The organism is Chitinophaga sp. CF118, assembly GCF_900112615.1.
Classification (GTDB): domain Bacteria; phylum Bacteroidota; class Bacteroidia; order Chitinophagales; family Chitinophagaceae; genus Chitinophaga.
Window position 1 is genome coordinate 279,373 of record NZ_FOMK01000005.1, and the last position, 12,248, is coordinate 291,620.

Sequence of the window (12,248 nt, forward strand, 5' to 3'; positions counted from 1 at the left end):
ATGAGCAGGAAAGTTTTAATTACAGCGAAAGCGCATAATTATTTGAAAGACAGGCTGGAGGAAAAGGGATTTGAGGTGACTTACCAGCCCTCCATTACTTATGATGAAGTGATTGCTATTATTCCGGAGTATGTGGGAATGATTGTTACTACCCGCATAAAGGTAGATAAGGCAATAATAGATAGGGCCAGGCAGTTGGAATGGATAGGCCGGCTGGGAAGTGGAATGGAACTGATAGATGTGCCTTACGCAGAAAGTAAGGGAATTCATTGTGTAAGCAGTCCCGAAGGCAACTGTGATGCAGTAGGGGAGCAGGCACTAGGCATGCTGCTTGCCCTGATGAACAATGTATTGAAGAGCAACCTGGAATTGCGCAAGGGTATTTGGGAGCGGGATGGTAACCGTGGTTTTGAGTTGAATGGCAGAACTGTGGGGATTATTGGGTATGGTAATACTGGTGGTGCATTTGCCCGCAAACTGCGTGGGTTTGATGTGCAGATCCTTGCATATGATAAGTATAAAACGGGGTTCAGTGATGAATATGTGAAGGAAGCCACTATGGACCAGCTGTTTAAGGAAGCTGATGTGGTGAGTGTACACCTGCCGCTTACAGCAGAAACGCAGTACCTGGCAAACACCTCTTTTTTCAATTCTTTTCATAAGCCTGTGTGGTTTATCAATGCCGCCAGGGGCAAACTTACCGATACTGCAGATCTGATCCTGGCGTTGGAGAGAGGTACTATTTCGGGTGCCTGCCTGGACGTACTGGAAAATGAGAAGCTGGGCACTTATTCTGCAGTAGAAAAGGAGCAGCTGGAACGGTTATTGCAATTACCCAATGTAGTGCTGACCCCGCATATTGCAGGGTATTCTCACGAAGCAAGTATCAAGATGCCCCGGATAGTATTGGAAAAGTTGAATATTATCTGAGCATTCCGGACACAGGTATTATAAATACTGTATATGTGACAATATTTATCGCCGGAATTAAAAAATAATTATATTTGCAGCATACCAATAATACAACGCTTCTATGCAAATGGGAGCGTTGATTTTTTTTTACTATTTCTAAAACATAACGTTATGTCTGGTATAAACTACGTTACCAAAGAAACCCTGGACCAGATGCGGGAAGAGCTCAACTTCCTGAAAACAAAGGGCCGGGCAGAAATCGCCAGGGCCATTGCAGAAGCAAGGGAAAAAGGTGACCTCAAAGAAAATGCTGAATATGATGCTGCAAAGGAAGCACAGGGATTACATGAAGCTAAGCTGGCTTCCCTGGAGAATGCGGTAGCAACAGCAAGAATACTGGAAATTGATTCCATTGACACCTCAAAGGTATCCATATTATGTAAGGTAACGATTACAAATGTGGCGAGTAAAAAGACCGTTACTTATCAAATAGTATCAGAAAAAGAAGCCGATCTGAAGATGGGTAAAATTTCTATTACTTCTCCTATTGGTAAAGGATTACTGGGTAAGCATGTAGGTGAAGTTGCCGAAGTGGTGGCGCCTAATGGAAGTATGAAATTCAAAATAGATAATATTACCATATAGGAGCACTATACAGTAATAAGATGATGAAGAAAAAGTCCCCTCTCTGATCAGGGAGGGGACTTTTTCATAACTTAGCCCTCATTAAATCCGATTCCATGTCTGTTTTCACAAAGATTATCAAGGGAGAGATCCCAAGTTACCGCATAGCAGAGAATGACAGTTTTTATGCATTCCTGGATATAGCCCCATTGGTAAAAGGGCATGTATTGATAGTGCCTAAGGAGGAAGTAGACAAATTTTTTGATGTGAGGGATGATCTGCTGGGAGAGTGGCTGTTGTTTGCAAAGCCTGTAGCAAAGGCTATTGAGAAAGCTTTTCCGTGTAATCGTGTAGGTGTAAGTGTTATAGGCCTGGAAGTTCCTCATGCTCATATGCACCTTATTCCAATTAATACGGCAGATGATATGAACTTTGGACGTCCTAAGCTGAAGTTGTCAAAAAGCGAATTTGAAGAGATACAGGCCCGGATTATATCTGTCCTGGTATATTAAACCGGAATCCAACGCCGTGTAGTGTTTCCAGTTTAATAGCCGGATCTGTTCTGAAATGTTTTCTCAGTTTGGTAATAAATACGTCCATGCTCCGGCCCAGGAAATAATCATCCTTGCCCCATACATGGAACAGTATTTCTTCTCGTTTGAGCGTTTTGTTTGCGTTATCACAGAGATATTTCAGCAGGTCGGCTTCTTTTTGTGTAAGCGTACTGGAAACTTCTCCGCTTTTTTCACGCAGGATAAGATCATTATAGTCAAAGGTTAGTTTGCCTATAACGTATTGGGTGCGCTTCTCCGTTGTTACTACCGTAGAGCTTTTGCTTCTTTTCAGGAACACTTCTATACGCAGTAATAATTCCTGCATACTGAATGGCTTGGTGATATAATCATCAGCCCCTGTTTTGAAACCTTTGATCTTATCCTCATCCATTGCCCTTGAGGTCAGGAAGAGGATGGGGATGAAATCATTTTTCCTTCTGATCTGCTCTGCCAGTGTAAACCCGTCTTTCTTAGGCATTACTACATCCAACAGGCATATGTCAAAGGTTCTCAACTGGAACTGGTCCCAGGCCATTTGTCCGTCTGTGCAATGAACTACATCGTAACCTGCTTCTTCTAAACGTTTCTTTGTTACCGCACCAACATTCTGATCATCTTCCACCAATAGGATTCTTGCTTTCATAGCTTGTGATGCTGATTATATAAATACCATAATCTATGGTGTAAAGCTCCATGTACCATATTTTGGAGCATATTATGAGGAATTTAGTTCAAAGTAAACGCAATTTATTAACTTCTTGAAAAACGGCAAGCTATAAAACGAGAATTATCCAATTATTCTATCCGGGTGCTTCTGAAGAAACTGCCCCCATCCTTTGCCTTTGCTCATATCCGGTAATGCACTGGATTCCTGGAAAAAGTGGCAGACTGCTACTGCCAGGGCATCTGTAGCATCCAGATAATCAGGGCGTTCGGAAAAATTCAGGATCCTTTGTAACATTTGCCAGATTTGCTCTTTATCTGCATTCCCATTACCTGTAATTGATTGCTTTACCTTTTTTGGGGAATATTCGGTTACAGGTACTCCGGAATGCATAGCGGTTGCTATTGCGACTCCCTGCGCCCTGCCCAGTTTCAACATACTCTGGACGTTCTTGCCAAAGAAGGGGGCTTCTATTGCGCAGGAAGCAGGTTTATGCGTTTGTATCAGCTCATGTACACGGGCGTGTATTAATTGCAGCCTTTCGTAGTGGTCTTTATGTTTGGACAATTTTAATACATCCATTTTCAACAGGCTGGCCTTTGTTCCCTCTACCAGTATCAGTCCATAACCCATTACCAGTGTACCGGGATCAATGCCCAGAATTATTTTTGCCTTGTTTGCCAACCACAGTTTATTTTTGCTAAAATCTTGATGTCTGAACAAAAGTACCAAAATAATTCTCAATTACCTGCTGGGTGCAGTGCTTTTTGCCTGGTTAGCTTATTCTATTTACACCCAGGTGTTAACCAAACCTGATCTGCAGGTATCCCTCCGGCAGATGTTTTTCGCCCTGAAAAATAAGGGCGGAATGGCCATGGTTATGGTGCTTATCGGTATGTTGTTCAATTGGGGGCTGGAAGCCCGTAAGTGGCAGATGCTCGTAAAACCTTTACAGAAGATATCTTTCCTGCGTGCATTCAGTGCAGTACTTTCGGGGGTATCCTTCTCTATTAATACCCCTAACCGCATTGGCGAATACGGAGGACGCGTGCTTTATCTGAAAAACAACCGTAGTAAGCTGAAGGCTATTGCTGCCACAATGGTTGGTAGCTTCAGCCAGTTGATCATTACTATTATCTTTGGGTTAATTGGTTTGATGTACTATATCAGCAAATACACGCTGGTAAAGGACGATGGTCATTTGGCAGCTGGCTTCTGGGAGAAAATACTCTTAGGATTGCTTATTGTTGTTTGCGTATTGATCATATTATTATATTTTCGGTTGCAGATCATTCTGGCTATATTTGAAAAGATCCCGTTTCTGAAGAAAGCCAAAGTGTTTGTGCAGATCATTGTTCGTTACTCCGCAGGGGACCTTGAACGTTTGTTACTGCTCTCAGCTTGCAGATACATAGTCTTCTCGGCACAGTATTTGATTTTGCTAAACTCTTTGGGCGTGGAAATGCTGTGGTGGCAAGGATTTTTGATGAATGCGGTCATTTATCTAGTGATGGCGCTGGTGCCAACGATCGCCATTGCCGAACTAGGCCTCCGTGGCAAAGTAAGCCTGTATTTCATGGGGCTGCTCAGTACGAACAGCCCGGCTATCATTGCAGCTACAGTGGGTATCTGGTGCATTAATCTGTTACTGCCCGCTATATTGGGCAGTGTGTTGTTGCTGGGAATCAAGATTTTTAAGGAAAAATAGCTCACCAATGAGGTTTATTTTACTCATCGTATTAAGTAGTCTGGCCATTGTCCGCCCTGTAATTGCACAAACTGAATTTTGCGGTATTTCCAATACCAGCTTCAAACCTGGTGAAAGCATTACCTTCAAAGTATATTACAACCTCGGAAGACTCTTCGTAGGAGCCGGTGAAGCCGTGTTCACCTGCCAGCTGGAAAAACTGAACGGAAAGGATGTATATCATGTAGCCGGTACCGGTAAAACTTTTCGTACATACGACTGGTTCTTTAAAGTACGCGACAAATACGAAAGCTTCATAGATACCGCTACCTTACTCCCGCTTCGCTTTCTGCGCAACGTGGATGAAGGCGGATATAAGATCTATAATAATGTTAGCTTCAACCATCCGCAAAACACCGCTACCAGTACCAACGGCACCTTTAAGATACCAGACTGCTCCCAGGATGTAATCAGTACCATCTATTATGCCCGTAACATCAACTTTGACAAATACAAACCCGGCGATAAGATCCCTTTCAATATGTTCCTGGACGATAAAGTCTATAATATCTATATCCGGTACGTGGGTAAGGAGGTAGTGGAAACCAAATTCGGAAAGTTCCGGGCCATCAAGTTTACACCTTTGCTCATTAAAGGAACCTTGTTTGAAGGTGGCGAAAAAATGAACGTCTGGGTAAGTGATGACGGAAATAAAGTTCCACTTCGTATAGACAGCCCCATTTCTGTTGGTAGTATCAAGGTTGATATGGTGGAATATAAGAACCTGCGTTATAACTTTAGTTCACTTATTAGTAAGTAACTCAACGACTTTAGTCTTATCTTAACGTTCTGTGAACAATGGACTAACTATATTTGTTCTACATTAATACTTTATTGAATATGGAAGATCGTAAACCAAAAATATTATTGGCAGAAGATGATACCAACCTGGGAATGGTACTTAAAAATTACCTCGAACTGAATGACTATGAAGTAGAGCTTTCCCGTGATGGAATCCTGGCGCTGGCTGCGTTCAGAAGAGATAAATTTGATATCTGCCTGCTGGATATCATGATGCCTAATATGGATGGTTTTAAACTTGCAGAAGAAATCCGCGATGTAGACCCTGATATTCCATTATTCTTCCTGTCTGCCAAAACAATGAAAGAAGATATCATTCAGGGATATAAACTAGGGGCAGATGATTACATCGCTAAACCGTTCGACAGTGAATTGCTGCTGCTGAAAATAAAGGCGATCCTGAAACGTAACCAGGAATTAAACAGCAAAGAAGAAGATATTCATGAGTTTAAGATAGGCCGGTATGAATTCAATGCACGCCTGCGCACATTAGCACGTGACGGTGAAACACATACGCTTTCTCCTAAAGAGAATGAGTTGCTGCGTATGTTGTGTGAACACAAAAACGATCTGCTGCCGCGTGAACTGGCGTTGAAAAAAATATGGGGTAGCGATACCTACTTCAATGGTCGCAGCATGGATGTATATATTGCCAAACTGCGTAAGTATCTGAAAGAAGATACAAATATTGAGATTGTGAACATCCATGGAAATGGATTCCGGCTGGTGGTAAAAGAATAGAACATATTAATTATATTAAGGCTCCTGACGAAATTCATTGTCAGGAGCTTTTCATTTTTTAGCCGCGCAGATGAAATTATTACTGATAGAAGATGAACCATCCGTAGTATCATTTATCCGGCGATACCTTACAGAAGCTGGGTATGATGTGAGTGTGGCACTGGACGGACATGCCGGGCTGCAGATGGCCACAGACAATGCTTTTCAGCTGATCATACTGGATGTTATGTTGCCGGGAATGAACGGAGTTGCAGTATGCAAGCAATTGCGCAAACAGCAGGATACCACACCTATTCTGATGCTGACAGCCCTTGGCTCTACAGAAAATGTGGTGTCGGGCCTGGATAGCGGTGCCGATGATTACCTGGTAAAACCTTTTAAACAGGCGGAGTTGCTGGCGCGTATCCGTTCACTACTCAGGAGACAGCCGGAAGCTACATCTGCATTATCTCCCTCCAATATTCTGAAGATTGCAGACCTGGAACTGGATACACATACCAAAAGCGCCAGCCGTTGCAATGAAACGATAGTATTAACTGCTACAGAATACCGGTTGCTGGAGTATATGATGAAAAACCCCCGCCGGGTATTATCCCGGATGGAGATTCTGGAAAATGTATGGGGCGTGGATTTTAATATGAATACCAAAGTAGTAGATGTGTACGTCAATTACCTGCGCAAAAAAGTGAACCGAAAAGGATTGTCTACCCTGATCCAGACGGTGGTAGGTATGGGTTACATGTTGAAGGAAGAAGAATGAAGATACGCTATAAGATATTAATCCTGTTTACGGTACTAACGGTGTCCATTATACTCTTAATGGCCACATTTGCCTATTTGCTGACTAACCGGCATTCATTCGCTGACTTCTATAAACGGCTGGAAATAAGGGCCTACATTGCTGCAAGAGCAGCATTTGAAGAAAACGGTGCTGCCTACGAGCAGATCAGGAATGAACACCTCGAACGCTTACCATATGAACAGGAATATTTCCTTAAAAGGGATAGCAGCGGAAAAGTTGCAACAGATCCCCGATTAAAAGATCTTCCCCGAACCTTTATCAGCAAAGCCCTTACAGCAGGCAAAGCTACCTACAGGCACAATGATACCTTTTACGAAGGGGTACGTTACGTGAAGGAACAAACGACGTATGTAGTGATTGTATCTGCCCGTAATGATTACGGTTCGCGGTACCTGGCAGATCTCCGGAAGGTGCTGCTGTTGTGCATTGTTATTGCCGCAATTGTAGTAGTAACAGCGGGTCTGTTCTTTTCCCGTTATATTCTGCAACCGGTGCGGCAGATTACTTCCCAGGTAAAGAATATCAGAGCCCATAACCTGCACCTGCGGCTGAATGCACAGAACAGCGGGGATGAAATGAGTGAACTGGCGCAAACCTTCAATAATATGCTGGACCGCCTGGAAACAGCTTTTGAAACACAGAATAACTTTGTAAGCAATGCTTCTCATGAACTGGGTACACCGCTGACTGCCATCATAGGAGAGGCCGAACTGGCATTAAATAAACAACGCCCGGAAGAGCAGTACCGTCAGTCATTACAGGTAATTCTACAGGAGGCGGAGCGGTTGGAGCATATCACTAAGAGCCTGCTTAATCTTGCCCAGACAGGATTTGACGGCAAACGCCAGCAACTGGAAAAGATCCGGACAGATGAGCTGATCTTTAGCGTAAAGAATACCATTGACCGGATTAACCCGGAAAACAAGGTTGAGATTGATTATACAATGCTGCCGGAAGATGAGGATAAACTTTGCGTGCTGGGAAATGCTCAACTGCTGCAACTTGCATTAAGCAATATTGTACAGAATGCCTGTAAGTATTCAGACAACCGTCCTGCCTATATAGCGCTTGCAGCTACAGATAAGAGTAACATCATCATCATAAAAGACAATGGCATTGGCATCCCCGCCCATGATCTTCCATTTATTTATGAGCCCTTTTTCCGGGCATCCAATACCAGCAGTTACAAGGGATATGGCATCGGATTACCACTGGCGCGTAATATCATCCGCCTGCATGGAGGAAATATGATAGTGAATAGTCAGCAGGACCAGGGAACAGAGATCAGGATTACTCTGCCAACCTATATTGAATAGTTTCTTACCAGATTCTTACCACATTTTTACCTTTCTTTTATCTGATCCTTACGGGTTACTAACCTCATGCTGATAGTTTTGTGTTAAAACAAGACATATGAAACATGTATTGATACCTACAGATTTTTCCATCCGGTCTCTTCGTGTACTCCATAGCGTTGTAGAGAAATTCGGACATGAGCCATTGACTATAGTTATGATGCACGCGTTGCGGATGCCCACTTCTATTACAGATCTGATGATGCTGTCCCGCAGGTCTGCACATTATGACCTGATTACTGAAGATTACAAAGATGCGTGTGAGATTATCCGGAATAAATATGCTTCTTCCATCCATCTGCTGAAGACAGAATTCTTATTCGGTAATACCAGTAGTGTTTTCAGGAATTTCCTTCAGTACCAGAATATTGATGTGATTGCATGTGCCGCTACGGAAGAATTCAGGCTGGCAGGTAAGGATAGTTATAATCCGGCTACCCTTATCAGTAAAAGTAAATATCCTGTTTACAAGGTGCCTTTAAAACAGCGTAAAGAGAAATTCCTGGTATCTGCAATGTCGGAGCTGTTCGAAGTATGAACAATTGCAGAATTATCTTAAAAACCGTTGTATATGTTGCTGAAAGAAAATATCCCGTTGAAGTATGTTTTCGGGAAAATAAAATATGAAGTATTGCTGATAGCCGTGTACACGCTTTTTATAGTGCTGCTGCACGACCAGTTTAATTTAAGGGATATGGCGATTCCCTTATCTGTACCCATGATCATGGGTACCGTGATCTCCCTGTTGCTGGCTTTCCGTTCAAACCAGGCATACGACCGGTGGTGGGAAGCACGTACTATCTGGGGTGCTATTGTGAATGATTCACGTTCTTTAACGAGACAGATCCTGTCTTTTATGGATGATCAATATAAGACGGAAGAGATTGTGAACTTCCGGGAGCGGATGGTACGGCGGCAGATAGCATGGTGTTATGCCCTGAGTCAGACTTTGAGGGGATTGGATGCAAAAGAGGGATTGGAAAAACATTTGTCGAAGAGAGAGATTGCATTTGTATCCCGCTATGCTAATATTCCTATGGCATTGCTGGAACTGCATGCGCGGGATCTGAACTATGCTTTAAAACAGGAGTGGCTGAATACTTATCAGCAGGTAGAAATAGACCGGACACTTAGCAGACTTTGCGATGCGATGGGGAAATGTGAACGGATCAAAAATACCGTGTTCCCGGCTACCTACAGCCTGTATATTCACTTCTCTATGAACTTTTTCATTCTGTTATTACCCTTTGCCCTGATCGAGGATTTTGGGATATTGGAAATACCCATGGTGGTATCAATTGCCGCGTCTTTTCTGCTGATAGAAAAGATGGCGATCCATCTGCAGGATCCGTTTGATAATAAACCTACAGATACGCCGATGACGGCGATATCCCGGAATATAGAAAAGGATCTGAAGCAGATGTTGAATGATCATCATCTACCGGAGAGTGCTGCCGTTTATAAGTACTATGTGATGTAAAACCGGATGAGTTCCCTTTTAATGAGGGTAAGGAAATAAGAATCGTTAGTGTGGAAGCGGTCAGAAGGGTTAAGTCCTCTCTGACCGCTATTTATTTTATACAAATGAATTGAGGATTTTGGACTGCTTTGTTTTAGAACAGGAGCCCGCCTTCGGCACCTCCTCTTGGAGCTTTGCCCAGATGGATATATGCTTTTTCAGTTACTTCCCGTCCTCTCGGAGTGCGTTTAATGAAGCCTTCCTGGATCAGGAAAGGTTCGTAGACTTCTTCGATGGTACCGGATTCTTCTCCTACAGCTGTTGCAATGGTAGTAATACCTACCGGTCCGCCTTTAAAGTTTTCGATGATGGTGAGCAGGATACGGTTATCCATTTCATCCAGTCCGTACTCATCTACATTCAGGGCTTTCAGGCTATACTTTGCAATGTCAAGATCGATCACGCCATTGCCCACTACCTGTGCAAAGTCGCGCACACGGCGCAACAGGCCATTGGCAATACGCGGAGTACCGCGGGAGCGCCGGGCTATTTCCATAGCGGCATCAGAGGTGATCTTGGTTTGAAGGAGCCCGGCAGCCCGCCAGATGATCTTTTGCAGGGTAGCCGCATTGTAATATTCCAGCCTGGATTTAATACCAAAGCGGGAGAGGAGCGGTGCTGTGAGCAATCCTGAACGGGTTGTAGCGCCTATGAGTGTAAAAGGGTGTATGGTGATCTGAATGGACCGTGCACTTGGACCCGTATCTATCATGATGTCGATACGATAGTCTTCCATAGCAGAATACAGGTATTCTTCCACCACATTGCTGAGGCGATGTATTTCATCAATGAACAGCACATCTCTTTCTTCCAGATTGGTGAGTAGTCCTGCCAGGTCGCCGGGCTTTTCAATAACCGGTCCTGATGTTTCGCGGATATTCACTCCCATTTCATTGGATACAATACGGGAAAGCGTGGTTTTTCCCAGGCCGGGAGGGCCATGGAATAAAATATGATCCAGTGCTTCACCCCGCAGTTTTGCAGCCTTGATAAATATCTTAAGATTATCAATGATCTGGTCCTGCCCGGAGAAATCCACGATTTCTTTGGGCCGGATGCTGTTCTCGAACTCCTTTTCTGCCGCACCCGGGCGGTTTTCTTCTGGTCTTAGCGGATTAGACATATCAGGGCGAAAGTTACCAAAAATATGGCTGTCTGAGTAGGTCTGTTAAACAATGTTTGCTATATTGTATAACACGTTAGCCTTAATAGAGATTCTATGCAAAAACAATGGTTCCTTATCCCCATAATAAGCTTTTTATCCATGTGCACTACAGCACAGGATATTAAAGTGGCAGAAGTAAAACGGATTATCTCAACGCTGGCTGCAGATGATATGGAGGGACGGAAAACATTCACTCCCGGCGCTGAAAAAGCTGCTGTTTTTATTGAACAGGAATATACCAAAGCACAGTTACAGCCTTTTGCCGGACATAAGGATTTTCGTCAATCATTTCATCATTATGAGGTGAAGCCGGAACATCAGCAATTGTGGATAAACGGTCATGAGGAGAAAGCTGGCGACAGGGTGCTGGTACTCAGTGCTGCCAGTCACCTGAACTGGAACCAGGATAGTTCACTTAAAAGCGAACAGATCAAAGCCTCCGATAATTTTTATGAACAGCTCGACAAATTACAGCGCGGAGCAAAACGAAATATTATTGTGTGGGTAGATACTTCACATCATAAAGAATTCATCAATTATAGCTATGGCATACAAGAGAGCGGAAGGCATCTTGACAATAGCGGCGGCAGCAATGTAATCATGGTATTGAAACCGGCAACAGACACTGATATAAAAACATGGGCCGTAAAGGTTGATCAGCAGGTAATACCTTTACCACTGTTCAATATTATTGGAATGATTCCTGGCACTACCAAACCGGAAGAGTATGTAATCTTTTCTGCGCATTACGACCATCTCGGGATAACATCTCCGGTAGCGGAAGACAGTATTGCAAACGGAGCCGATGACGATGCCAGTGGAATTACTGCTATTATCATGCTGGCCAGCTATTATAAAAAGCAACCACCTCCAGCGCGCACTTTGTTATTCATTGCCTTTACCGGAGAAGAGATTGGGGAATATGGCTCGCGCTATTATGCGAATCATTCAGATCCGGATAAGATAGTAGCCATGTTCAATATAGACATGCTGGGAAAGATCTCCAGATTTGGTAAAAACAGCATCTTTATTACAGGCTGGGAACGCTCAGATTTCGGGCAGATTCTGAAACGTAATCTACGAGGCTCGTCTTTCCGCGTATATCCTGATCCTTACCCGGATCAGCATCTTTTTTACCGCGCGGATAATGCATCCTTAGCAAAACAAGGAGTACCGGCACATACTATTTCCACAGCGCGTATAGATACAGATACCCTATATCATAATGTAAGGGATGAAGTAAAAACGCTGGACCTGCCGAATCTTACCAATATCATAAAAGGGATTGCTACAAGCGCCCGTTCTATTGTAAATGGAACGGATACTCCTAAACGGGTTGATAAAAAGAAAGTATAGTTTATGTT

Annotated in this window: 14 protein-coding genes; 11 read left to right on the forward strand and 3 right to left on the reverse strand. The window is 43.4% G+C overall.

The annotated features are described in order from the left end of the window. The 3 genes from BM176_RS21405 to BM176_RS21415 all read left to right on the forward strand — a co-directional run bounded on the left by BM176_RS21405 (position 1) and on the right by BM176_RS21415 (position 2,048). Positions 1-930: an NAD(P)-dependent oxidoreductase gene (locus BM176_RS21405; protein WP_090106368.1), complete on the forward strand. Its 930-nt coding sequence runs from the start codon at positions 1-3 to the stop codon at positions 928-930. Between the two features lie 153 nt (positions 931-1,083). Then, the gene (gene greA / locus BM176_RS21410) at positions 1,084-1,557 is read left to right on the forward strand and encodes a transcription elongation factor GreA (RefSeq protein ID WP_090106369.1); all 474 of its coding nucleotides are present in this window, start codon (positions 1,084-1,086) and stop codon (positions 1,555-1,557) included. A gap of 95 nt (positions 1,558-1,652) precedes the next feature. Beyond that, positions 1,653-2,048 carry an HIT family protein gene (locus BM176_RS21415; RefSeq protein ID WP_090106370.1) on the forward strand — a complete coding sequence of 132 codons (396 nt, stop codon included), beginning with the start codon at positions 1,653-1,655 and terminating at the stop codon, positions 2,046-2,048. Here the strand turns inward: BM176_RS21415 and BM176_RS21420 are convergent. Both BM176_RS21420 and ruvC read right to left on the reverse strand, forming a co-directional pair. Then, entirely contained in the window at positions 2,026-2,733 is a 708-nt protein-coding gene (locus tag BM176_RS21420) for a response regulator transcription factor (RefSeq protein WP_090106371.1), read from the reverse strand. The genes BM176_RS21415 and BM176_RS21420 overlap by 23 nt on opposite strands. A gap of 144 nt (positions 2,734-2,877) precedes the next feature. Next, positions 2,878-3,438, reverse strand: a complete 561-nt coding sequence (ruvC, locus tag BM176_RS21425; RefSeq protein ID WP_255373565.1) for a crossover junction endodeoxyribonuclease RuvC — start codon at positions 3,436-3,438, stop codon at positions 2,878-2,880. 64 nt (positions 3,439-3,502) lie between these two features. On the opposite strand from ruvC, the gene BM176_RS21430 reads away from it, so the two are divergent. The 7 genes from BM176_RS21430 to BM176_RS21460 all read left to right on the forward strand — a co-directional run bounded on the left by BM176_RS21430 (position 3,503) and on the right by BM176_RS21460 (position 9,680). After that, positions 3,503-4,462, forward strand: a complete 960-nt coding sequence (locus BM176_RS21430) for a lysylphosphatidylglycerol synthase domain-containing protein (RefSeq protein ID WP_369823749.1) — start codon at positions 3,503-3,505, stop codon at positions 4,460-4,462. Between the two features lie 7 nt (positions 4,463-4,469). After that, the gene (locus tag BM176_RS21435; protein ID WP_090106374.1) at positions 4,470-5,261 is read left to right on the forward strand and encodes a DUF3108 domain-containing protein; all 792 of its coding nucleotides are present in this window, start codon (positions 4,470-4,472) and stop codon (positions 5,259-5,261) included. 80 nt (positions 5,262-5,341) lie between these two features. Continuing rightward, on the forward strand, positions 5,342-6,043 hold the full coding sequence (locus BM176_RS21440) for a response regulator transcription factor (RefSeq protein ID WP_090106375.1): 702 nt from the start codon (positions 5,342-5,344) through the stop codon (positions 6,041-6,043). Between the two features lie 70 nt (positions 6,044-6,113). Continuing rightward, positions 6,114-6,803, forward strand: coding sequence for a response regulator transcription factor (locus BM176_RS21445; protein WP_090106376.1), 690 nt, complete (start codon positions 6,114-6,116; stop codon positions 6,801-6,803). Further along, entirely contained in the window at positions 6,800-8,161 is a 1,362-nt protein-coding gene (locus BM176_RS21450) for a HAMP domain-containing sensor histidine kinase (RefSeq protein ID WP_090106377.1), read from the forward strand. Before BM176_RS21445 ends, BM176_RS21450 begins: the two co-directional genes overlap by 4 nt. A 97-nt stretch (positions 8,162-8,258) precedes the next feature. After that, a complete protein-coding gene (locus BM176_RS21455; protein ID WP_143097873.1) occupies positions 8,259-8,738 on the forward strand; it encodes a hypothetical protein in 480 nt (159 codons plus the stop codon). 33 nt (positions 8,739-8,771) lie between these two features. Continuing rightward, the gene (locus tag BM176_RS21460; protein ID WP_090106379.1) at positions 8,772-9,680 is read left to right on the forward strand and encodes a bestrophin family protein; all 909 of its coding nucleotides are present in this window, start codon (positions 8,772-8,774) and stop codon (positions 9,678-9,680) included. A gap of 133 nt (positions 9,681-9,813) precedes the next feature. On the opposite strand, the gene ruvB is transcribed toward BM176_RS21460, so the two are convergent. After that, positions 9,814-10,842 (reverse strand): Holliday junction branch migration DNA helicase RuvB, encoded by a 1,029-nt coding sequence (gene ruvB, locus BM176_RS21465; protein WP_090106380.1) that lies wholly within the window; start codon positions 10,840-10,842, stop codon positions 9,814-9,816. 96 nt (positions 10,843-10,938) lie between these two features. On the opposite strand from ruvB, the gene BM176_RS21470 reads away from it, so the two are divergent. After that, positions 10,939-12,240, forward strand: coding sequence for a M20/M25/M40 family metallo-hydrolase (locus BM176_RS21470; protein ID WP_090106381.1), 1,302 nt, complete (start codon positions 10,939-10,941; stop codon positions 12,238-12,240). The last annotated feature ends 8 nt before the right edge of the window (positions 12,241-12,248 follow it).

Coding starts and splice junctions, on each gene's coding strand:
- BM176_RS21470 (WP_090106381.1), top strand. CDS start 10,939: ATGCAAAAACAATGGTTCCTTATCCCCATAATAAGCTTTTTATCCATG.
- BM176_RS21445 (WP_090106376.1), top strand. CDS start 6,114: ATGAAATTATTACTGATAGAAGATGAACCATCCGTAGTATCATTTATC.
- ruvB (WP_090106380.1), bottom strand. CDS start 10,842: ATGTCTAATCCGCTAAGACCAGAAGAAAACCGCCCGGGTGCGGCAGAA.
- BM176_RS21440 (WP_090106375.1), top strand. CDS start 5,342: ATGGAAGATCGTAAACCAAAAATATTATTGGCAGAAGATGATACCAAC.
- BM176_RS21450 (WP_090106377.1), top strand. CDS start 6,800: ATGAAGATACGCTATAAGATATTAATCCTGTTTACGGTACTAACGGTG.
- greA (WP_090106369.1), top strand. CDS start 1,084: ATGTCTGGTATAAACTACGTTACCAAAGAAACCCTGGACCAGATGCGG.
- BM176_RS21405 (WP_090106368.1), top strand. CDS start 1: ATGAGCAGGAAAGTTTTAATTACAGCGAAAGCGCATAATTATTTGAAA.
- BM176_RS21460 (WP_090106379.1), top strand. CDS start 8,772: ATGTTGCTGAAAGAAAATATCCCGTTGAAGTATGTTTTCGGGAAAATA.
- BM176_RS21420 (WP_090106371.1), bottom strand. CDS start 2,733: ATGAAAGCAAGAATCCTATTGGTGGAAGATGATCAGAATGTTGGTGCG.
- BM176_RS21415 (WP_090106370.1), top strand. CDS start 1,653: ATGTCTGTTTTCACAAAGATTATCAAGGGAGAGATCCCAAGTTACCGC.
- BM176_RS21435 (WP_090106374.1), top strand. CDS start 4,470: ATGAGGTTTATTTTACTCATCGTATTAAGTAGTCTGGCCATTGTCCGC.
- BM176_RS21455 (WP_143097873.1), top strand. CDS start 8,259: ATGAAACATGTATTGATACCTACAGATTTTTCCATCCGGTCTCTTCGT.